This window comes from Microbulbifer sp. SAOS-129_SWC, assembly GCF_039696035.1.
Lineage (GTDB): Bacteria > Pseudomonadota > Gammaproteobacteria > Pseudomonadales > Cellvibrionaceae > Microbulbifer.
In genome coordinates, this window is record NZ_CP155567.1 from 2,821,168 (window position 1) to 2,842,141 (window position 20,974).

Consider the following 20,974-nt stretch of genomic DNA (forward strand, 5'->3'; position numbering starts at 1 on the left):
CGTTGAATCCGCTCCGCGCTGCGACCAGCCAGCCAGCCGGCACGCACAGACCGCGCTATTGAAGAAGTCTTCACCAACAGCGCGTCAGCGCGGAAAAGAGAGGCAAAAAAAGGGGCACCGAAGTGCCCGTAATTGATACATCACAGAAAAGGGCGATGACGTGATCGCCTACAGGGGAGAAAGCTCGCGAACCGGGAACCGGGGTTCCCGGTTAAAATTTAGGCAGCTTCTGAATCAGTTTTTTTTACCGCATCTTCATGGCCGAAGCGCTCTTCGGCGATACGGTCGGCAACATGCGCCGTGGTCTCGCCGCTTTCGTCGGCGCGCTGGAAAATTTCCTGCATCGTGGTGGCGATACTCTCGATGTGCGTCTTGACCTGCGCCGGGTCGTAGTTGCCCTGCTGCTGGTAGTACACGTCGATGATGCCGCCGGCATTGATCACGTAATCCGGCGAGTAGAGGATGCCCTTCTCGCGCAGCGCTCCGGCGTGGCGCTCTTCGGCCAGCTGGTTGTTGGCGGCGCCGGCGATCGCACCCGCCTTCAGGCGGGACAGGGTATCGTCATTGAGAATGGCACCCATGGCACAGGGCGCGAAGACGTCTACGTCGAGGTCAAAGATCTCTTCCGCACTTACCGCGGTCGCACCCAGCTCATTGACGGCGCGATCGATGTTGTCCTGGAAGATATCGGTTACGAACAGCTCGGCACCGGCCTCTTTCAGCAGTTTGCCCAGGCGGAAGCCGACATTACCGACGCCCTGAATCGAGACTTTCAGGCCGTTCAGGTCAGTCCGGTTCCAGCGGTGCTCAACCGCTGCCTTCAGGCCGACGAATACGCCGTAGGCAGTCTGCGGGGACGGATCGCCACCGTGTTCGGAACACTCGTCGAGGCCGGAGACGAACTTGGTGCGCTCGCCGATGACGTGCATATCTTCGACACTGGTGCCGGAGTCCTCGGCAGTGATGTAGCGGCCACCTAGAGTATTCAGGAAGTCGCCCATGGCGCGCAGCAGCTCGGGGGTCTTGTCTTTGCGCGGATCGCCGATAATCACGGACTTGCCGCCGCCCAGCTTCAGGCCGGCCATTGCCGATTTATAGGTCATGCCGCGGGACAGGCGCAGCACGTCGTTCAGCGCCTCGCCGTCATCGGCATAGGGCCACATGCGGCAACCACCGAGTGAGGGTCCCAGATTGGTGTTGTGCACCGCAATAATCGCCTTCAGTCCGCTTTTGGCATCCTGATAAAAAGCCACTTCTTCGTGCTTATCGTAGGCGGGGTGGGAAAATATACTCATTTACTGTTCCTCTCCGGAGGCCGGTTCTACAGCTGGGGAGCGACCTCAGCTCATTCTGTTTTTATCAAGAAATAAGATTATATCCAGCAACAGGATATAGAGTTTGCAAACTTTGCGCACTTTACCGCAAACGAGGCTAAATCATCACCGTATTTGATAAAAATTAGGATATGAGGTCACTCAGGAACCACCCGCGCCCTGTAGTCATCGATTCGCTGCCGGCGCACCCCTGCCCGCGGAGGCAAATCGCCACCGGCGATCCTGTTTGACCCGGCGCTGCGGAGCTGGCGCGACACGCCGCTACCGCCGTTTACCCGGATAATTACGGACATCGCGGCGGAAGCCGCGACTTCCGACACCGGACCCGGCCTCAGCCCGTTACCCCCGCAATGCGGGTCTGGTAGAATCCGCGCGCAAAATGACCCCCGTGTAGAACTCACGAGTACACCCAATGCTGAATGCCGACGCCCTGCAACAACTCAAACAACTGAAAACCGATATCCGCTCCACCAAGGAGTATGCCGAGGGCCGGGTGCGCGGCAGCAGCGGCAAGTTCGGCTTCGTGGTCCTCGACGACGGCCGCGAGGCCTTCCTGCCACCGCCGGAGATGGAGCGCGTTTTCCCCGGCGACCGGGTACGCGTCAGCCTCACCGAGGAGAACAAGGGCAAGCTGTCCGCGGAACTGGACGCGCTGGTGGAGAGTGAACTCAAGTACCTGGTGGGCAAATACGTGCAGCGCGGCCAGGGCCACTTCGTGCAACCGAGCCAGAATGGCCTCAACCGCTGGATCTTCCTGCCCCCCAAGGCCCGCGGCAAGGCCCAGCCCGGTGAATTCATCGCCGCCAGCGTCAACCGCCACCCGTTCAAGGACGGCCGCGCCCAGGCGAAGGTGATCGAGGTGATCGGCAAACCGGACATGCCCGGCATCGAACACGCTTTTGTCGTCGCCCAGCACCAGCTGTCCGACCGCTTCAGCGACGCGGCACTGAAACAGGCTGAAGACATCAAGGACCAGCTCGACGCGGTCGTCGCCGAGCGCAAGGACCTGTCCGACTACGGCTTCGCCACCATCGACGCGGAGAGCACGCTCGATATGGACGACGCCCTCGCCGTCAGCCAGCGCGATGGTGGCTGGACCCTGCATATCGCCGTGGCCGATCCGTCCAGCCTGATTGAAGCCGGCAGCCCGCTGGATAAAGAGGCGTTCAAGCGCGCCCACAGCCAGTACCTGCCCGGCGAAACCCTGCCGATGCTGCCGCCGCACCTGTGCGAGAACCTCTTCTCTCTGGTGGCCGGCGAACAGCGCCCGGTGCTGGCAGTGCATATCGATGTCGATACAGACGGCCGCATCGGAGAATCCCGTTACGAGTTCGGCGCCATGCGCTCCCGGCACAAGCTGAGCTACGCCCAGGTGAGCCGCTTTATCGACGGCGACGAATCCGCGGTACCGGAAGACCAGCAAGAAAGCCTGCGCAACCTGGCGGCACTGAGCAAAGCCCGCGCCGCCTACCGTGCCGGCCACTCGCTGGTGATGGAAGACCGCCCCGACTATGTGATCCAGCTGAATGCGCAGCGCAAGATCGAGCGGATCGAAAAGCAGGAGCGCAACGTCGCCCAGCGCATGGTGGAAGAAGCCATGCTCGCCGCCAACATCAGCGTCGGCGATAAGCTCGCCGCCATGGGCCGCGGCTGCTTCTCCGTGCACCTGGGCTTTCGCGACGAACGCATTGGCGAAGTAAAAAGCCTGCTCAAGGAGCTGCTGCCGGAGTTCGCCGACAAAGACCTGCTGCAACTGGATAATTACCTGGCGCTGGTCAAGCACCTGGAGAGCCACGAAGAGCCGCAGATGCAAAACCTGCTCGCGGTGCTCAAGCGTATGCTGCGCCCGGGCCAGCTGGACAACAAGGCCGGCGCCCACCTCGGCCTCGGCCTCAGCGCTTACGCCACCGTCACTTCGCCGATTCGCAAATACAACGACCTGCACAACCACCGGGTACTGCGCGCCGCCACCGCGGGCGAACAGGAGCACCCGCTCTCCGACGAACAGATCGAGACGTTGCAGGACAGCCTGATGCGCGGGCGCCAGGCCAACCGCGCACTGGAACAGTGGCTCTACGCCCAGTTTATGCAAGACAAGACCGCGCAGGAATTTACCGGCAAGATCACCCTGGTCAATGGTGCCGGCCTCGGCGTGCGCCTGGACGACTATGGCATCGACGGTTTCGTGCGGCTGAACGGCGACAAGAAAAACCTGCCGGACTTCGACGGCAAACACCTGATCCTGAAACACCGGGAGCAGAGCTACCAGCTGGAGCAGTCGGTCACCGTCACGGTGGCCGCCGTCGACGTGGACAAACGCCGCATCGCCCTCGAGCTGGTCGACGCCGCCAAAGCGGAATAACTTTCACCAGGCCGGAACCGCAACCCACCGTTCCGGCGTGGCCGGGCCCGGAGATCCCCGGGGTCCCGGCCGGCACTGCCACCGCGGCGACCCCGCAATGCCAGTGCACGCCCCATCAATAACCAATTTGAGGCCCCCGATGAGCAATATTGCCGAACTCAATCCCGTCCCGCTGTGGAAGCACTTCGCCAAACTCTGCGAGATCCCCCGCCCCTCAAAGCACGAGGAAAAAGTGGTGGCCTATATCGTCGATTTCGCCAGACAGCGCGGCCTCGACGTACAGCTGGACAAGATCGGCAACATCATCATCAAGAAGCCGGCCTCGCCGGGCATGGAAGACCGCCAGACCCTGGCGCTGCAGAGCCACGTGGACATGGTGCCGCAGAAAAATGCCGATTCGGACCACGACTTCCTCACCGACCCGATTCGCCCGCAGATCGACGGTGACTGGGTCACCGCCACCGGCACCACCCTCGGCGCCGACAACGGTATCGGCGTGGCAGCGATTCTGGGGCTGCTGGAAAGCACGGACATTCCCCACCCGGCCCTGGAAGCGCTGCTCACCATCGACGAGGAAGCCGGCATGACCGGTGCCAAGCATCTGCAGCCCGGTTATTTTGCAGCGGACCTGCTGTTGAACCTGGATACCGAGGATGAAGGCGAACTCTACGTCGGCTGCGCCGGCGGCGTGGACGTCAATGCGCAATTGCCCTACTCCGCCGAGCCGGTACCGGCCGACCACAGCGCATTCAAACTGAGTGTGCGCGGCCTGCGCGGCGGCCACTCCGGCCTGGACATCGACAAGGGCCGCGGCAATGCCAACAAGATCGCCAACCGTATCATCGACGCCGCGCTGGCAGAGATTCCGCAGCTGCGCATCGCCGCACTCGACGGCGGCAGCCTGCGCAACGCAATTCCACGGGAATCCTTCAGCACGGTTACCGTGCCGGCCGACGCGACTGCCAGGCTGCAGGAAGTGGTCGCCAGCGAGAGCGCCGCGATCAAGCGCGAACTGGACAATGAAGCGAAGCTCGACATCGCCCTGGAAGCCACCGCGGCGCCGGCCAGCGTGATGGACAGTGACAGCCAGCGCAAGCTGATCCTGGCCCTGCGCGCCTGCCCCAGTGGCGTCGAGCGCATGAGCACCGCGCTGGAAGGGATCGCCGACACCTCCAATAACCTCGCCCGTGTCGTTACCGAAGAAGCCGACGGCGGGCAGCGGGTGCGTATCCAGTGCCTGGTACGCAGCCTGTCCGACACGGCCCGCGACCAGCACGGCCGCAACGTCGCCGCCGCCTTCGAACTGGCCGGCGCGGCGGCTTCCCTGGACAACGCCTACCCGGGCTGGACGCCGAATATGCAGTCGCCACTGCTGGCGCTGATGAAAGACGTCTACAAGGACATGGAAGGCGAGGAACCGCGGGTGAAAATCATCCACGCCGGCCTTGAGTGCGGCCTGCTGGCCAAGCCCTACCCCAACTGGGATATGGTCTCCTTCGGCCCCACCATCCGCCGCGCCCACTCGCCGGAAGAGCGCGTGCATATCGAGAGCGTGGGCAATTTCTGGGCCTACTTCCTGAAAGTGGTCCAGGCAATACCTGCCAGAGCCTGACCCGGCCGCACAGCGTGCGGTCGCGTCACCCCGGTAACCTTCTGGGTTGCCGGGGTAAGCGCAGTCACGAATAACGCAGCGGAAATCTTTTATTTCCCCCAAACCTGCCAGTAGAATCGCCTTTTCCCAGCTTTTACGGAGCACCAGCCCATGGGCAGAGCCTACCAGAACCGCAAAGACTCCATGGCCAAGACCTCGAACATGAAGGCCAGGGTTTACAGCCGCTACGGCCGCGAGATCTATGTCTGTGCCAAATCTGGAGGCATCGACCCCAATGGCAACCTGACCCTGCGCAGCCTGATCGAGCGCGCGAAAAAAGACCAGGTACCCAGCCATGTGATTGAGAAAGCCATCGACAAAGCCAAGGGGGGCGCCGGCGAAGACTATGCCCGCGCGCGCTACGAGGGGTTTGGCCCCGGCGGCAGCATGGCCATCATCGAGTGCCTCACCGACAATCCCAACCGCACCTTCGGCGATGTGCGCCTGGCCTTTACCAAAACCAACTGCAAGATCGGCACCCAGGGCAGCGTCAGCCATATGTTCGACCACCTGGCCATCCTGGTATTCAAGCACGATGACGAAGAGGCGGTACTCGAAGCCCTGATGGAAGCCGACGTGGATGTTACCGACATCGAAAATGAAGACGGCGTGCTGTCGGTATTTGCCCCGCACACGGATTACTTCAAGGCCAAGCAGGCTCTGCTGGAATCCTTTGGCGAAATCGACTTCGAGGTGGATGAAATCCAGTTTGTGCCGCAGAGTTACACCGCTGTCAGCGGTGACGACCAGGCCCTGTTCGACAAATTCATGAACATGCTCAACGACCTGGAAGATGTCCAGGCGGTGTACCACAACGTGGAACTGCCAGCGTCGTAAACCAACTCAACAGCCCGGGGCAATAGCCCCGGCTGCCTTGCCAGCCTCAAGAGCCTCGAGCATTCACGCGCGGCCCGCGATCAGGCACTCCGATGAAGAAATACAGAACGCTCATACATTCCGCCACCGTATTTATCAGTACACTCTACATACTGATGCTCGCGGGCTTTGGCGGCCAGCAGAATCCGTTTAAAGCCATGGTTGTTCGCGAGATCGCCGCCCTGCTGCCGGCAAACGGCACCGCGATCGAATACGAGATCTATATCGCAGCAGTGCCATTGCTTATTCTCTGGATACTGGTGTTACGGCTTACGCATATGAGCAGGGAAGAGAAAGATATTGAATATTACAAGCGCGACAAACGCCGTAGAAAATTGTCCAACATGCAACGTTAACGCCTGCTGATCACCTGCTCCACAGGTGAAGCGCATCGATTGCTGTCATATTTACTGCGTAAAATCCTCCTCTCACAGGACCCCGGAGCGAGCTGCTTGCTCGCTAAACTTCAACAAGGAACCAAGCCATGTTCAGTCATATCATGATCGGCGCCAACGACGTCGAAGAATCCAAGGCATTCTACGACGCCATCCTCGGCGCCCTGGGTCACAAGCCCGGCGTTATCGACCCGAAGGGCCGCTGCTTTTACTTCACCGACAACGGCGTCTTTGCGCTGAGCAAACCCATCGATAACGAGCCTGCCACCCACGGCAACGGCAGCACCATTGGCTTTGTGGCGCAGAACCCGGAAATGGCCGACGCCTGGCACGCGGCGGGACTCGCCAATGGCGGTACCGAATGTGAAGATCCGCCCGGCGTACGCGAAGGCACCATCGGCAAGCTCTACCTGGCGTACCTGCGCGACCCGTCCGGCAACAAGATCTGCGCACTGCACAAGATCGGCTGATCGACCCGTGCGGCGGGGCGCGACCTACCCCGGTGCGCCCCGGAACCGCAATAGCTGACCCGGTCATAAAATAGTGCCGGGTGCCCCCTTCCCCTCGCGGAGGCTGTAATCGGTCAATCCGCCCCCTTGATCTGGCGCCGCCGGCCAGCGGCCAGTAGTTCACCGGACAACAGCGACACCTCACCCGACGCACTATTGCCTGGCGCGTTACTTTGACGTTAAGGTAAAGCGGATTTTTTGCCCTTCACCATTAAAGGTAAGCCCTATGTTAAAGCGAATGGCTACCGTTCTCGTCACGAGTGCAACGGTACTGGGAGGCTTGAGCGTCTGCCAGGCCAGCGTGGCTGGCACCGCCAGTGCCATGCCGGAAAAAGCAGATATCGGTATCGACATCAGTGCGATGGACAAGTCGGTCCAGCCCGGCAATGACTTCTATCGCTATGCCAACGGCAACTGGATGAAGACCACCAAGATCCCCGACGACCGCTCTTCCACGGGCTCCTTTATGGAAGCCTTCAACGCAACGGAAAAGCACCGGGCCGAGTTGATCGCCAAACTGGTCAAGGAAAAACACCCCGCCGGCTCGAACGATGCCCGCATCGCCAATTTTTACCACGCGTATATGGACACGGCCGCTATCAATGCCGCCGGGATGAAGCCGGTCCAGGCCGACCTGGCCCGCTATGCCGCGATCAAGGATAAAGACCAGCTGTCCTCCGTGCTGGGCGCCAACCTGCGCGTCGATGTCGATCCGCTGAATGCCACCCATTTCTGGACTGAAAACCTGTTCGGCCTGTTCGTTACCCAGGGCCTGGCGACACCGGGCGAAGTGCTGCCCTATGTCCTGCAGGGCGGCCTGGGCATGCCGGAGCGCGAATACTACCTGTCTGACGATCCCAAGATGCAGGAACTGCGCAAGGCCTACCGCGCCTATATCGAGACACTGCTGAAAAAAGCCGGCATCGACCACGCTGCCGAGCGCGCCGAGCGCATTTTTGCCCTTGAGACCAAGATTGCCAAGGCCCACGTGAGCCGCGCCGACAGCGAGGACTTCGCCAAGTCCTCCGCCGTCTGGAGCCGCAGCGATTTTGACAAGAAGGCGCCGGGTATCGACTGGCAGGCTTTCTTCAAGGCCGCCGGCCTCGGCCAGCAGCAGCGCTTTGCCGCCTACCACGCCGGCTCCATTCCGGCCCTGGCCGCGCTGGTGGCCTCCGAGCCGCTGCAGTCGTGGAAAGACTGGCTGGCATTCCACCAGATCAACAGCCACGCCGATGTACTGCCTGAGGCCATCGACAAAGCCCACTTCGCCTTCTACGGCACCACCCTGTCCGGCACGCCCAAGCAGCGCAGCCGCGACAAGCGCGCCCTGAGCGCACTGGATAGGTATCTGGGAGATGCCGTGGGCGAAGCCTATGTGGCCGAGTACTTTCCGGCGTCCGCCAAGGCCAAGGTCAAGGCCATGACCACCCAGATCATCGACGCCTTCGGCCGCCGCGTCAAAGCGCTGGACTGGATGGCGCCGTCCACCAAGAAAGAAGCGCTGGCCAAGGTGAACTCCCTGGTAGTCGGCGTCGGCTACCCCGACACGTGGCGCAGTTACAGCAACTACCACGTCGACCCCGACAATGCCTATGCCAATGAAGTCAACGGCGAGAAAGTAAAAACGGCCCAGCAGATGGCCAAGATCGGCAAGCCCCAGGATAAGGGCGAATGGTGGATGAACGCGCAGATCGTCAATGCCGTCAACCTGCCGGTACAGAACGCGCTGAACTTCCCCGCCGGCATTCTGCAACCGCCGTTCTTCGACCCCAACGCAGACGACGCCTACAACTATGGTGCCGTCGGCGCCGTGATCGGCCATGAGATCAGCCACAGCTTCGACAACAACGGGGCCGCCTTCGACTCCACCGGCGCGATGCGCAACTGGTGGACCAAGGCCGACTTCGCCCGCTTCGCCAAGCAGGGTGAGGCCCTGGCGAAACAGTTCGACAGCTACAAGCCGTTCCCGGACCTGCATATCAACGGCAAGCTGACCCTGGGCGAGAATATCGCCGACGTGGCCGGTCTCGCCGCCGCGTACGATGCCTACAAGGCTTCGCTGCACGGCAAGAAGGCCCCGGTTATCGACGGCCTGACTGGCGACCAGCGTTTCTTCATCGCCTTCGCCCAGACCTGGGCCACCAAGATGCGTGACAAGGCACTGCGCCAGCGTATCGCCACTGACGGCCACGCCCCCGGCATGTACCGCGCGCTGACCGTGCGCAACTTGGATGCCTGGTACAAGGCCTTCAACGTGAAGCCCGGCGACGCGCTTTACCTGGCTCCCGATCAGCGAGTCAAAGTCTGGTAACAGGCCGCAAAGAATAAAAAAGGCAGCCACCGGGCTGCCTTTTTTATATCCGCAACGGCCGCAGGGTAATCCGGAGTCACCGGTTGCCCCATATTGCATCAAGGAGAGTGAAAAACATGAAGCAGCTCTGGACCCTGCTCGCTATCTTGCCGCTGAGCGCCTGCGGCACCATGACCACCCTGACCCACTCGGATCGCGAAATCGCCGACAACCTCAAGCGGCAGAAGAGCAACTGCCAGGTGATGCCGAGAGTCTACAGCGGTGTTTCTTACAACGCGTGCAAGCTGAATTCCAACAATGCGTCGATCTATTACGACTGGATGCTCAGCTTTTACCTGATCGACAGCGTTGCATCGGCGGCAACGGATACCATCGCCTTGCCGTATACGCTGTACCGCCAGAACAGAGATGGCAACCTGCAACTCGACTAGCGCGGGCAACCCATTTTTGGCGAAAACACCGGCCGCTCCCAGAGCGGCCTTTTTGTACCCGAACACCGGTCACTGCGGCACTAAAAAAGGCGGCCGCGGGCCGCCTTGTGGTTAGGTACAGGAATCCGTCAGCTGTGCGCCGCTTTCCCCTTATCGGTTTTGCCGTCCGCGGTGCGCTCGGCATCGCCGGCGGGCTTCATCACCAGCTGTTGATTGCGCAGTGCGGCAATACGCTGGTAATCGCCGCTACTGATCTCAAACGCCTGCTGGCGATCGCTGCGCGCGACATAGCAGTGCTTGTCGGCCTTGGTGAAGGTGTAATTCAGTTTCCCGCCACCGGCGCTGACCTGCAGCGTGACATGCTCGCCGTCCGGCACCTTGTCCGCCGCCCTGGTAACGCGCAGCTCCGCAAGTGCACTGGCCAGGGCCGCGGCCTTGGTGGTATCCAGGTCGGCATCGCCGTGGGAAAACTGCCACTTGTCGCCGTGCTTGGCCAGCTGGTAATCCGGCCCGGAAATGGCCTTTACTGGACCGGCAGCGAGCAGCGACTTGTCCAGCCAGCTGTCGTCAGCGACCGGCAGCTCATAGCTGTTCAGGGACACGGAATAGATCGCGTCTTCGCCCGCGCGGCGCACATTGACCTTGCGGAAGCCCGGTGAAGTGCCGACATAGAGTTCCGCCAGCACCTTGTCACCGCTGCCGTACAGGCGCAGTCGCTTGCGGAACTTGTCCTTGGCCACCTCAAAGCGCTCCTGCGCCGAACTGGTGGTCGCCACTGGCCAGTTGCCGCGCAGGTTACCGAGCTTGGCCAGCAGAGCACGCAGCTTGGCGCCGTCGGCGGGCAGCTTGTGCATATCCGGCAACTGCCATTTATCGCCCTGCTTCACCAGTGTCAGGCTTTTCTTGTCACCACGGATTTCCACGCGCTGGATTTCATCCGGCACTACGGCGACCAGAGCCTCGCTGCGCTGCTGTTGCGCCTGCTGGTGCACCTGGTTCCAGTACAGGCCAACGGCCAGCACCAGCTGCAGGGCGAGGAAGCCGCTCAGGTAAAATTGCAGTTTCTTCATGATTTATCTCCTGTAAACCCGGCCCGCGCGGGCCGGGTGGATCGCCGCGGCGATCGCGTTTTCAATCGCCCACTCAATTGCCCAGCAGCTGCAGGTAGCGGCGCTGGCGCGCGCGCTTGCGCAGTTGCTGTACCAGTGCCACCAGGCCCAGGGCCAACAGCGCGCAGATATAGTTCAGGTATTCCCAGAACAACTGCTTGCTGTGCTCCATCGCCGGCAGGGTGCGGTTGAAATGGCTGCGCGAGCGGATCGACATCAAGCCGGAATCCTCCAGCGCCCAGTCGACGCTGTTGGCGGCCAGCTGCAGCGTATTCAGGTAATCGCTACCGGCGGCGGACCCGCTCATGCGCAGTACCTGGTCGTTGAGGAAATCATTGGAAGAGAACAGCACAATACGTGCGGACTCCGGTGAACGGGTGATCTCCGCAGGCAGTGCATCCAGCTTGTCGTCACCCTTGCCCTTCTTGTCCGCGGTCTTGTTGCCCGCCACCTTCTTACCGGCGGCCTTGCCCTTGTCGCTATCGGACTGCAACAGCGGCGACGGCTTGCCGGCGAAGTAGGAATCGAAGCGACCGGCACTGACCACGCCGAGCAGCTGCTTACCGGTTTTGCCCTCGGGCTTGAAGCCGCTGACAGCACCGTTTTCCAGACGCGGCATCACGTCGGTGCTGGCCGACAGCCAGGCGCCGTCGGAACTCTGCAGCAGCGGCGTGATCACGCGCCCGGCAGAACGCTTCTTGTCCACGACAATGGGCGAAGCCCAGCTCATCGTCGCCTGCGGCAGGTTGGCGGTGATCGGGCTGTCGCTATTCAGGCCCTGACCGCGCACATCGACAAAATAGGGGTAGTCGAGCATGCGCAGTTCCTGCATCTGGTAACCGCCGATATTGCGCGTGACCGGTACCGGGAAGGCGCTGTTCTGCGGATCCAGTACCAGCTTGCTGCCGATCTTCAGACCATTGTGCTCGAGCCACTTCTCGAGACCGCTGTTGACCGGTTTGACCCCGAGACTGCGGTTGCTGACCGAGGCCGTGAACGGTGATGTGGCAATCATGACCGTACCGCCTTTCATCAGGAACTGGTCCACGGCGAACAGCTGCTTCTGATCCAGGTTGCGCGGTGACATCAGCAAGAGAATATCCGCATTACCGGATACGCGGCCGTCGCTGAGGTCCTCGTGCTCCACATTGAGATCGGCACCGAGCAGTTTTTCCAGCTCGGAGAATTTCGCTCCCTGGGCATAACCCCGACTGTAATCCATCGGTGGGGTCACCAGCGCCACGGTTTTGGTGAAGCCGCTGGCAAAGCGCTTGATGCCCGCTTCGAAGTTGCGCTTCAGTGTGGTCTTCTGCAGGTCTCCCAGCGGGATCTGCACCACCTGCTCGCCCTTGGCCAGAGTCAGGTAGAAATAGAACGGCCGCCCGATCAGGCCCGCTGCCATCGGCTGGAAACCGTATTCCTTGCCAATCCGCTTGGCCACCTTGCCACCGTTGGCATCCGGGTCGACAAACTCCACCGACAGGCGGCCGCCGGCATCCTTCTGCAGGCCCGCGGCCACATCGTGTACCGCTTTCTTGAATTCGACCAGCTGCTTGGGCAGCAGGTCGTCGGCAGATACATAGGCGGTGAGTTTCAGCTTGCCCTTGACCGTGTCGAACAGGTTGCCGCCAGCCTGGTAGCTCTGCAGCACTTTCTTGATTGCGCGGGTGACATCGTGTTCCGGGTTGCGCAGTTGCACATCCACATCGGTTTCACTATTGGCTTTCATCTCGATCAGGTCGCGGAAATCCAGCACCTGGTATTGATCGCCGTATTTCACCAGCACATCGAAATAGGAGCTGACAATCGACGACTGGTAGCGGTCCGCCACCTGGAAAGGCACCGGCTTGATACCGTATTTCTTGTTGGCCTCCTCTTCCAGCTGCGGCTGCTTGGCCGGATCCACGAACTCGACCCGGACCTTGCCCTTGCCGGCCACCTGGTATTCACGCAGCAAATCGCGCATCTGCGGCACCAATGGCGCCAACAGCGGGTGGGTTTTGCTGCTGAAATAACTGCGAATCAGCAGCGGTTCGCGCAATTGCGCCAGATAAGATTTGGTCGCCGGGGAAATCGAATAGATATTCCCTTCGGTCACGTCTGCGCGCAGGCTGTGTACCTGGCCCAGCCACAGGTTGCCAACCAGCGCATTGACCACCAGCAGCGCGGTCACCGCACGCCAGCGCTTGCGATTGGCGCCGTTGCCACTGCCGGCCCAGCGCTCGCGCTCGAGTACCAGTGTATTCAGGGCGAGGAAAACGGCCACGAGGCTGAGGTAGTAATAGAGATCGCGCAGGTCAATCACACCGCGGGTAATCGCGGCGAAGCGCGAACCGGTCCCGAGGTCGCGCAGTAGATCGGCAACGCTGTTACCGAACAGGTCGGTGACCAGCGGTGCGCCCAGCAAATAGAACAATCCGCACACGGCACAGGCGATAATCAGGCTGACGATCTGGTTGCTCGCCCGCGCGGACACGAACAGGCCGATACTCAAGTAGGCCGCACCGAGCAGGAACGTGGCCAGGTAACCGGCCACCACCGGCCCCCAGTCCAGCTCGCCGATCATCGACACGGTAATTGGCAGCGGCAGGGTAATCGCCAGTGCGATACCCAGCAGTACCAGACAGGCAACAAACTTGCCTAGCACAAACTGCCACAGTGGCGCCGGCTGGGTCAGCACGTGTTCCAGCGTACCGCTGCGGCGCTCTTCGCTCCACAGGCGCATGGTCAGCGCGCTGCACAGGAAAATAAGCAACAGCGGCATCCACTCGAACAGCGGTCGCACGTCGGCAATGTTGCGGGCGAAGAACGCCTCACCCCAGAAAAACACAAACAGGCTCACCGCCGCAAAGCTGGCGAGAAACAGGTAGGCCACCGGCGAAGCAAAAAACAGCGTGATCTCCTTGGCGGCGACGCGCCCGATCAGGCCCCGGCCAGCGACGGAGTTGGATAATTCAGGCCGCATCGGTCAATTCCTCCTTCGCTGTTGCTCCCTGTTCGCCGACCTGGCGGAACAGGCTTTCCAGATTGCGCTGTTCCGGCTGCAGTCGGTAGAGCTGGTCACCCCCTTCGACAATCGAGTGCGCCACCGCCGCACTGAGTCCGCGCAAATCGGCACCCTCTTTGACACTCAGGCGGTAGCTGCCGGTTTCCGCCAGCTCCTCCACGCCGAGCACACCGACCAGCACCTTGAGCCGCGCAACGGCATTGGCCGAGGACGTTTCCACCAGCAGGCTATTGGCACGGCGCAGCCGTTCGAGGCGTTCGTCAACGGCCAGCCGGCCGGCATTGATGATCAGCGCCCGGTCGCACAGTGCGTCAACCTCCTGCAGGATATGGGTGGACAGAATCACCGTGGCCTCGCGGGCAATTTCGCGGATCAGGGCGCGCATCTGCTGGGTCTGGGTCGGGTCCAGGCCATTGGTGGGCTCATCGAGGATCAGTATGCGCGGGCGGCCGAGTATTGCCTGGGCGACACCCACGCGCTGCTTGAAGCCACGCGACAGGGTATTGATCGGCGAAGCGAGCTTGGCGGCCAGTTCCGTAGCGCTGACCGCGCGGCGGATTTCATCAATCTTTTCCGCCCCGGTCAGGCCCTTCAGTTCAGCGGCGTAATCCAGGTAGTCAGCGACACTCATCTCACCGTAAAGCGGCAGGTTTTCCGGCAGGTAGCCCAGCTGTCGCTGCAGCACCTTGGTGTGTTCGGCGAGATCGAAGCCGTCCATGCTGATGCGACCGCTATCCGGCTCAAGATAGCCGGACAGCATCTTCATGATGGTGGTTTTGCCGGCACCGTTGTGGCCCAGCAAGCCGACGATTTCACCGCGCTCAATAGCAAAGCTGACGTTGTCCACGGCTTTGAAACTGCCATAGCAACGGCTGAGGTGACTGACTTCCAGCACCTTGTCCTCCTCGTATTCACAGAGTGATTGAATTGTTTTCAGACGGGAAGATCAGACGCGCGGTGGCGGGCGCGCGGCCAGGCGGCGTTTGCAACGGTGCGGATAGAGTGTCGGCGCAAACAGTACTCCACCGAGCCGCATCCGGCGCAGTGCCAGACGGGTGAGCCGATAGCAGCGGAAAATTTCCGCGGCGCCAAAAGACAGCCCGTCGATGAAAAAAACCCTTGTTCGCGCAACAGACATAGAAAGGTGCCCGTTAAAAAAACACGGTCAGTTGAAAGTGCTCGTTTAGATAGGTTCACCGGGGAAAAGTTCACGCAGGTTAGGAAAATTTCCCCGGTAGAAATTGTTCTGCCGGGGATTCTACGAGCAAGCCACACCGGCTAGATGTTAAGAAAAGTTAAGGTTGCGAACAGGAGGCATACTGTCGGCAAACGAGCCGAATGCACTCGAAAAGTTTTTTCGTGATACAGAAACATTTTGAAAAAAATGGCCGCCATAAACAAAAAACGGCAGCGCCGCTGCAGCCACACAATGTCCGCAGCGGTAACAGATCACATTTCGATAACACCAACCCGCCCTTCGGCACCGGCACCGAGAATCACGCTATCTCCTGCCGCGAGGGTATAAAAACCCGTACCCGGCAGTGGCTGCCAACTGGTACCCGCGTCGAGGGAAATATCGCTGGCAGTCTTGCCGCTGGCGATACAGGCCTGCCCGACGCAGGCCATGGCGGTGCGCAGGCCGCGGCCGCCGTTGTCGGCCACCTGCCAGGCAGCCGCCGTGTTGCGATCGGCGGCGGGCAACCGCGCCAGGTTGTTGTATTGGCCGGGCCGGTTCTGGTAATCACCGCCCATGACAAACAGATCGCCGGCGTTGTTTCGCGCCATTGCGTAGCCGCCGGATGTCTGTGTCTGGCGATGCAGCGGCACTGCGCTGCGCTGCCAGCTGCGGCCGTAGTCGTCACTGCTGTAGACGGACGCGGCAAAGCCACCGGTAGTGAACCAGGCTCGACCCTTCTCGCCGCTGATCAGGGTATTGCCGCTGGCGGCAAAAGCCGCTTCGTGGTCGAGTATTGGCGGTAGCGCCTTTTTCCCGATACGCTGCCAAGTGCGGCCGCCGTCGCGGGTTGCGGCAACGGTGTAGTAGCCATTCACCGGATCGCCGAGCAACAGGCCGTGCTGGCGGTCCCAGAAGGCGATGGAATCGAAAAAGCCCTGTGCGTCCGGGTTTTCGTACAGCAGTTTCCAACTGCCCCCGCCATCTTCCGTCAGATAGAGGCGCGACTGGCTGCCGCTGCCGACGCCCATGACAATGGCGGTGTTGTCATCAAACAGCTGGATATCGCGGAAATCCGTCACCGGCTGCGCCGCTACCGAGACATCCCGCCAGGTGACACCGCGATCGGTACTCCTGAACACCGTATTGTCGGTGCCGCTCACCCACAGACTGTGCGCACCCACGGCGCTGCCGCGCAGCGAGGCCGCTTTCGGCAGTGTCGACAGTTGCCACCGGGGCAGCTCCGCCGCACCGACGGAGAGCGAGAAAAACAGCAGGCAAAAAAGTAGACGAGACATTAACAAGCACTCCGCTCCGGTTTGATTTTTATTATTTGCCCGGCAGCGAATTCCCGCTCGGCCGGACTGGCGGCTTCCGCCGCGCAGCATCTCATCATAAATTCAGCGCGGTGGTCCAACAAGCGCTGGTTGGCGCGCACGTCCAGGATGAGCCCAGACCCGGTTACATCCGCTACACTGACTGGCCCACGGCCGGCAAATCCAATGGACCCCGGAATCTCGTCATGAAAAACCTGCTCGCGCAACTGACGCTATTGATCTTGCTGCTCGCCGGCCACTGCCGCGCCGCCGACAACCTGGTGCTGATTACCATCGATGGACTGCGCTGGCAGGAAGTCTTCGCCGGCCTCGATCCGGCCATCGTCGCGGACGAGACGCTGACCCGACACGCGGAGCGGCTCGGGAAAAAGTACGGCGGTAGTAACGCGAAAGAAAAACGCCGCCGGTTGATGCCCTTCCTGTGGCAGACCATCGCCCGCGACGGCGCACTGCTCGGCAACCGCACCCGCGGTTCCAGAATGCAGGTCACCAACCCCTGGTGGTTTTCCTATCCGGGTTACAACGAGATCCTGAGCGGCAAGGCGGATCCGAAAATCGACTCCAACGACCGGATCGCCAACCGCAATGTGACGTTTCTCGAATGGCTCAACCGCAGGACGGAGTTTCGCGGTCGCGTCGCGGCTTTCGCCAGTTGGCATACCTTTGCGGCCATTCTCAACCGCACGCGCAGTGGCCTGCCCGTGAATGCCGGTTTCGAAGTGGCCTCCTGGCCCCAGCCCTCTCCCCGCGCGCGCCTGCTGAGCCAGTTGCAGAGGCAGACTCCCATCACCTGGAGTTCGCTGCGCTACGACGCCTACACCTACAACCTGGCGCGGGAATACCTGCTGCAACGGCGCCCGCGGATGCTCTATATCGCCCTGGGCGAGACCGACGATTTTGCCCACGACAAGCAGTACGACCAGTACCTGGATGCCGCCCACCGCGCCGACAGGTTTATTGCCGACCTCTGGCAGACCCTGCAATCGCTGCCCCAGTATCGCGATAACACCAACCTGGTGATAACGGTCGATCACGGTCGCGGACGCGATGCAGCACTGTGGCCCTACCACGGCAGCCCGCTGGCGGTACAGAAAAGTCACCCGGAGGAGAAACAGCTGACGCGAACCGGAATTCCCGGCTCCAACGAGATATGGCTCGCGGCACTGGGGCCCGATATCCGCCCCGGCGGCGAGGTCAGCGGCGGCCCGGTGCTGTTCCAGAATCAGGTGGCGGCGACGGCGCTGTCGCTGCTGGGGGAGCAGCCGGAGGATTTTTCCGCAGATATCGGCCCGGCGATACAGACATTACTGAAATAGCCCATCGTGGCCCCTCCCGCCGGTGGCCAACGAAAAACGGGCGCCAGGGGCGCCCGTTAGCAGCTTATGCGCCAGATCGGCTAGCGCACGACGGTAATCGGCGGTGATGTCCAGCTTTCAATATCCGGATAGCTCACACCATCTCCACCCAGCTTGTCGAATTCCAGACGGATGTAGTAGATGCCCTCCGGTGCGGGACTACCATCTTCCAACCTGCCATCCCACTGCGCGAAATCCAGTCCGGTACCAGTGCCACTGTTACGCACCCAGTACTCGAACAGTTTTGCAGGTCGCAAGCCAGTGTAGCGGTCCCTGGCCCAGGCGATGGTTTTGCCTGACGCATCGATCACGCGGGCGCGGTACTTGCGCAGCATCGGAAAGCCCTGCGAGACCATGGCAAATGCCACATCGTCATATTTATCCTCGTTACCAAGGTTGAGGGTCAACGCCGTACTCGGGCCTACGGACCAGCCACAGGAGCCCGGCTGCGGATTGCGACAACAGGCGGCCTGGGTCGGCGGCGGGCCGCTGCACGAGGGGCGCGACTCCGGGCGCAGAGACGGATTATCCAGGCTCGGATTAATCGCGGTGAACGTCGGATTGATCGCCGGCAGCTCCTGGTAGTCCCCCTTCAGGCCGAGATACGGAACCCGCAGGGTGCTGCCTCCATCCTGCGGGATCAGTTCTATCCAGCCCGACAGAATGCTGCCGCCGGTGAGTGCTGACGGTTCACGGAACTCCGCCGTCAAGGTAGCTTCACCTTCCGCTGGCACCGTCAGTGTGGAAACAGAGAAGGACACCTCGGCCGCAGCGGTACTCGGATTCCAGCGGAACGTCATCGGCGGCTCGACTGAAATAGCAGCCCGATGTCGAACACGGTAGGTAATCTCCTTATCACTTTTATTTTCTACCGTAATGTCGCGGCTTGCCGGCCGGCCATTGAGGTCGTGCAGGGCGATCTTGGCCGGAGTGGCCTTCCCTGTGCTGCCGATGGCCGCGAGCGCATTGACCATGCCCGCCCCCTGTTGCGCAATCGGATGCAAGCCCAGCGACGGATTCGTGGTGAAATCGGCCGGCGCGGACGTACCGAGCAGCACTTCGCGCACCTCACGAGCTTTAAGGGACGGGTTGGCAGACAGCATCAGCGCCGCGATACCGGCGACATGCGGCGCTGCCATTGAGGTGCCGTCCATCACGCCGTAGTAACCCGCATAGCCGGGAATGGTTGAAAAGATATACCCTCCTGGTGCCATGACATCGGGCTTCATATCCAGCTCGTGGCTGGGTCCCCAGGAGCTGAAATACGCGGGCAACCCGGGAAAGGCAGAGGGATCATCGTAGAAATAGCCCCAGTCGAGGCTCATACCCGGGCTCATCGCCGCGATCTTTTCCGCATCCCGGGTCCGCACAACCACCGTGGGTATTGGCAGGGAATCATGGCTGCTGCCGAACTGGGAAGGCCAGCGGTTCGGATTCCACGAGTCCTGCCACATAATGACGGCTTCGGCACCCGCGGCAGCCAGGTAGCTTACCGCGGCCAGGGGCCTGCAGGTGTAGGAGCCGCGCTTGAGCAAAACCGCCTGCCCCTCGTACGAGGTACCCTCGGGCACCGGCTGACAATTCGCGACACCGGCGTCGACGATCGGCAGGGTACCGGTGCCGGGAACCGACGGCCCCTTGTACATGATACGAAACGGGATCTTCTCGCCGTTGGTCAGTTTGAACGCCAGCTCATCCCGCTCGGAATTGTAGGCAGCTGCCACGGCAATGGCGCGTTTGGCAATGGAGGGACTTCCGGGCAGGAACGGACCCGCCAGCGTGTTGCCGATGGCAACCACCGGCACGCTGCCACGCTTCACCATGTTGTCGACAGCGCGGGACAGCAAACCATTCTGGATCACTTCTATGCGGTTACTGCCCCAGCTCATGTTGACCACATCACAGTGGTCTTCTACCGCCTGCTCCATCGCCGCAATCAAAACATCTTCGGTTGCGATACGATTCCTGGTGCCGAATACGCGGTAGACACGCAGTTTTGCATCCGGGGCCACCCCCATCATGATGTCGTCTTCGCCGGCGGCGATCCCCGCCACATGGGTGCCGTGCATCGCCGCGGTACCGTAACGATCGTCATAGGGATCGGCATCATCATCGGCAAAGTCATAACCGCCAATCACCTTGCTGTTGGGGAATCCCGGTCCGCCGAGTGCGGGGTGATCGTAATCGATACCACTGTCGATAATGCCAATCACCACACCTTTACCGGTAATTCCGGCTTTATGCGCTTCGGGCACACCCGTCAGATGGGTCACCGTGACGTCTTCCCGCGTCGTGCCGTTGGGTGCGCTCGCCGGCACCGGGGCCGTGTCACTCATCACCTGATAGACCGGATGCGTCGAGGTGACAATATCCAGTGCTTCGAGAGCCGCCAGGTCCCCGGCGGCAATTTCGATGGACATGCCGTTAAACAGCACCTCGAAGTCCCGCCGCTCTTTGAATGCAATCCCGGCAGCCCTGGCCTGCGCGCGGAAGGTGTCTTGCTCCTGCTTGAGTTTGCGACGATAAGCGGCTTCGCGGTTGGCATTAACACCGGCTTCCGCCAGTGATTTGCTGGAAAGCTCGACAAAGCGAATCAAACGACCATCGCTCGTTGCCGGCGCTTCCGCCTCGGGCGAAGGTTCGAGATCCAGCACAGGATCATCGGCAAACGCGCCCTGCACCGACAACAGCCCCCCCGAGAAAAACAGTGCAGCCGTCAGCAGCCAGCGGCGACTGCTCTCGGCCAAATAGTGATTATTCATCCGGATAGCTCCTCTGAAAAAGTCCGCAAGCGACTGCCGGGCGTGTAAAAGCGGCCGTCAACCTGCCAGTCAGACATGCTAGAAGAGCGCATCAAAATCCATCTATAGGGGAATCCCCGATATTCACAGCGAGCCACCGCGACCGGAAAAACACATCACACCCACAATGCGAACTTTGTCACGCACCCAAACCTTTGAGCGACTCCTGCACAAGGGAGGGTTAACGGGGTAATGCAGAAAAGCGCGCTGGCAACGCGCACTCACGAGGTCCGATAAAAGAGTGTTTTATAACGGCGGGAAGGCAGCAAAGCCGCTCCGCGAAGAGCGCTGTGGCGGAGGCGGGAAAGTGGCCGCCGGCGCG

Annotated in this window: 14 protein-coding genes; 8 read left to right on the forward strand and 6 right to left on the reverse strand. The window is 61.2% G+C overall.

Going from position 1 to position 20,974, the window contains the following annotated elements; genetic code table 11:
* Positions 1-218: 218 nt before the first annotated feature.
* Positions 219-1,295 carry a Glu/Leu/Phe/Val dehydrogenase dimerization domain-containing protein gene (locus ABDK11_RS12215; protein ID WP_346836784.1) on the reverse strand — a complete coding sequence of 359 codons (1,077 nt, stop codon included), beginning with the start codon at positions 1,293-1,295 and terminating at the stop codon, positions 219-221.
* 451 nt (positions 1,296-1,746) lie between these two features.
* Between ABDK11_RS12215 and ABDK11_RS12220 the strand changes: the two genes are divergently transcribed.
* The 7 genes from ABDK11_RS12220 to ABDK11_RS12250 all read left to right on the forward strand — a co-directional run bounded on the left by ABDK11_RS12220 (position 1,747) and on the right by ABDK11_RS12250 (position 9,869).
* A complete protein-coding gene (locus tag ABDK11_RS12220; RefSeq protein WP_346836785.1) occupies positions 1,747-3,696 on the forward strand; it encodes a VacB/RNase II family 3'-5' exoribonuclease in 1,950 nt (649 codons plus the stop codon).
* Between the two features lie 139 nt (positions 3,697-3,835).
* Positions 3,836-5,308 (forward strand): aminoacyl-histidine dipeptidase, encoded by a 1,473-nt coding sequence (locus ABDK11_RS12225; protein WP_346836786.1) that lies wholly within the window; start codon positions 3,836-3,838, stop codon positions 5,306-5,308.
* A gap of 150 nt (positions 5,309-5,458) precedes the next feature.
* Positions 5,459-6,184 (forward strand): YebC/PmpR family DNA-binding transcriptional regulator, encoded by a 726-nt coding sequence (locus tag ABDK11_RS12230; protein WP_346836787.1) that lies wholly within the window; start codon positions 5,459-5,461, stop codon positions 6,182-6,184.
* 92 nt (positions 6,185-6,276) lie between these two features.
* On the forward strand, positions 6,277-6,579 hold the full coding sequence (locus tag ABDK11_RS12235; RefSeq protein WP_346836788.1) for a hypothetical protein: 303 nt from the start codon (positions 6,277-6,279) through the stop codon (positions 6,577-6,579).
* A gap of 128 nt (positions 6,580-6,707) precedes the next feature.
* Positions 6,708-7,088: a VOC family protein gene (locus ABDK11_RS12240; protein ID WP_346836789.1), complete on the forward strand. Its 381-nt coding sequence runs from the start codon at positions 6,708-6,710 to the stop codon at positions 7,086-7,088.
* A gap of 265 nt (positions 7,089-7,353) precedes the next feature.
* Positions 7,354-9,438: a M13 family metallopeptidase gene (locus ABDK11_RS12245; RefSeq protein ID WP_346836790.1), complete on the forward strand. Its 2,085-nt coding sequence runs from the start codon at positions 7,354-7,356 to the stop codon at positions 9,436-9,438.
* A gap of 116 nt (positions 9,439-9,554) precedes the next feature.
* Positions 9,555-9,869 carry a YceK/YidQ family lipoprotein gene (locus ABDK11_RS12250; protein ID WP_346836791.1) on the forward strand — a complete coding sequence of 105 codons (315 nt, stop codon included), beginning with the start codon at positions 9,555-9,557 and terminating at the stop codon, positions 9,867-9,869.
* Between the two features lie 128 nt (positions 9,870-9,997).
* Here ABDK11_RS12250 and ABDK11_RS12255 read toward each other — a convergent pair whose 3' ends face one another.
* From ABDK11_RS12255 to ABDK11_RS12270, 4 genes are all read right to left on the reverse strand, one after another.
* On the reverse strand, positions 9,998-10,939 hold the full coding sequence (locus tag ABDK11_RS12255) for a DUF4340 domain-containing protein (RefSeq protein ID WP_346836792.1): 942 nt from the start codon (positions 10,937-10,939) through the stop codon (positions 9,998-10,000).
* 73 nt (positions 10,940-11,012) lie between these two features.
* Positions 11,013-13,943 (reverse strand): Gldg family protein, encoded by a 2,931-nt coding sequence (locus ABDK11_RS12260; RefSeq protein ID WP_346836793.1) that lies wholly within the window; start codon positions 13,941-13,943, stop codon positions 11,013-11,015.
* Positions 13,933-14,880 (reverse strand): ATP-binding cassette domain-containing protein, encoded by a 948-nt coding sequence (locus ABDK11_RS12265; protein WP_346836794.1) that lies wholly within the window; start codon positions 14,878-14,880, stop codon positions 13,933-13,935. The genes ABDK11_RS12260 and ABDK11_RS12265 overlap by 11 nt, the downstream gene beginning before the upstream one ends.
* A gap of 554 nt (positions 14,881-15,434) precedes the next feature.
* The gene (locus ABDK11_RS12270; RefSeq protein ID WP_346836795.1) at positions 15,435-16,457 is read right to left on the reverse strand and encodes a hypothetical protein; all 1,023 of its coding nucleotides are present in this window, start codon (positions 16,455-16,457) and stop codon (positions 15,435-15,437) included.
* Between the two features lie 224 nt (positions 16,458-16,681).
* Between ABDK11_RS12270 and ABDK11_RS12275 the strand changes: the two genes are divergently transcribed.
* On the forward strand, positions 16,682-17,812 hold the full coding sequence (locus tag ABDK11_RS12275) for an alkaline phosphatase family protein (RefSeq protein WP_346836796.1): 1,131 nt from the start codon (positions 16,682-16,684) through the stop codon (positions 17,810-17,812).
* An 80-nt stretch (positions 17,813-17,892) separates the two neighbouring features.
* Here the strand turns inward: ABDK11_RS12275 and ABDK11_RS12280 are convergent, their stop codons facing one another.
* The gene (locus ABDK11_RS12280; protein WP_346836797.1) at positions 17,893-20,613 is read right to left on the reverse strand and encodes a S8 family serine peptidase; all 2,721 of its coding nucleotides are present in this window, start codon (positions 20,611-20,613) and stop codon (positions 17,893-17,895) included.
* Positions 20,614-20,974 lie beyond the last annotated feature (361 nt).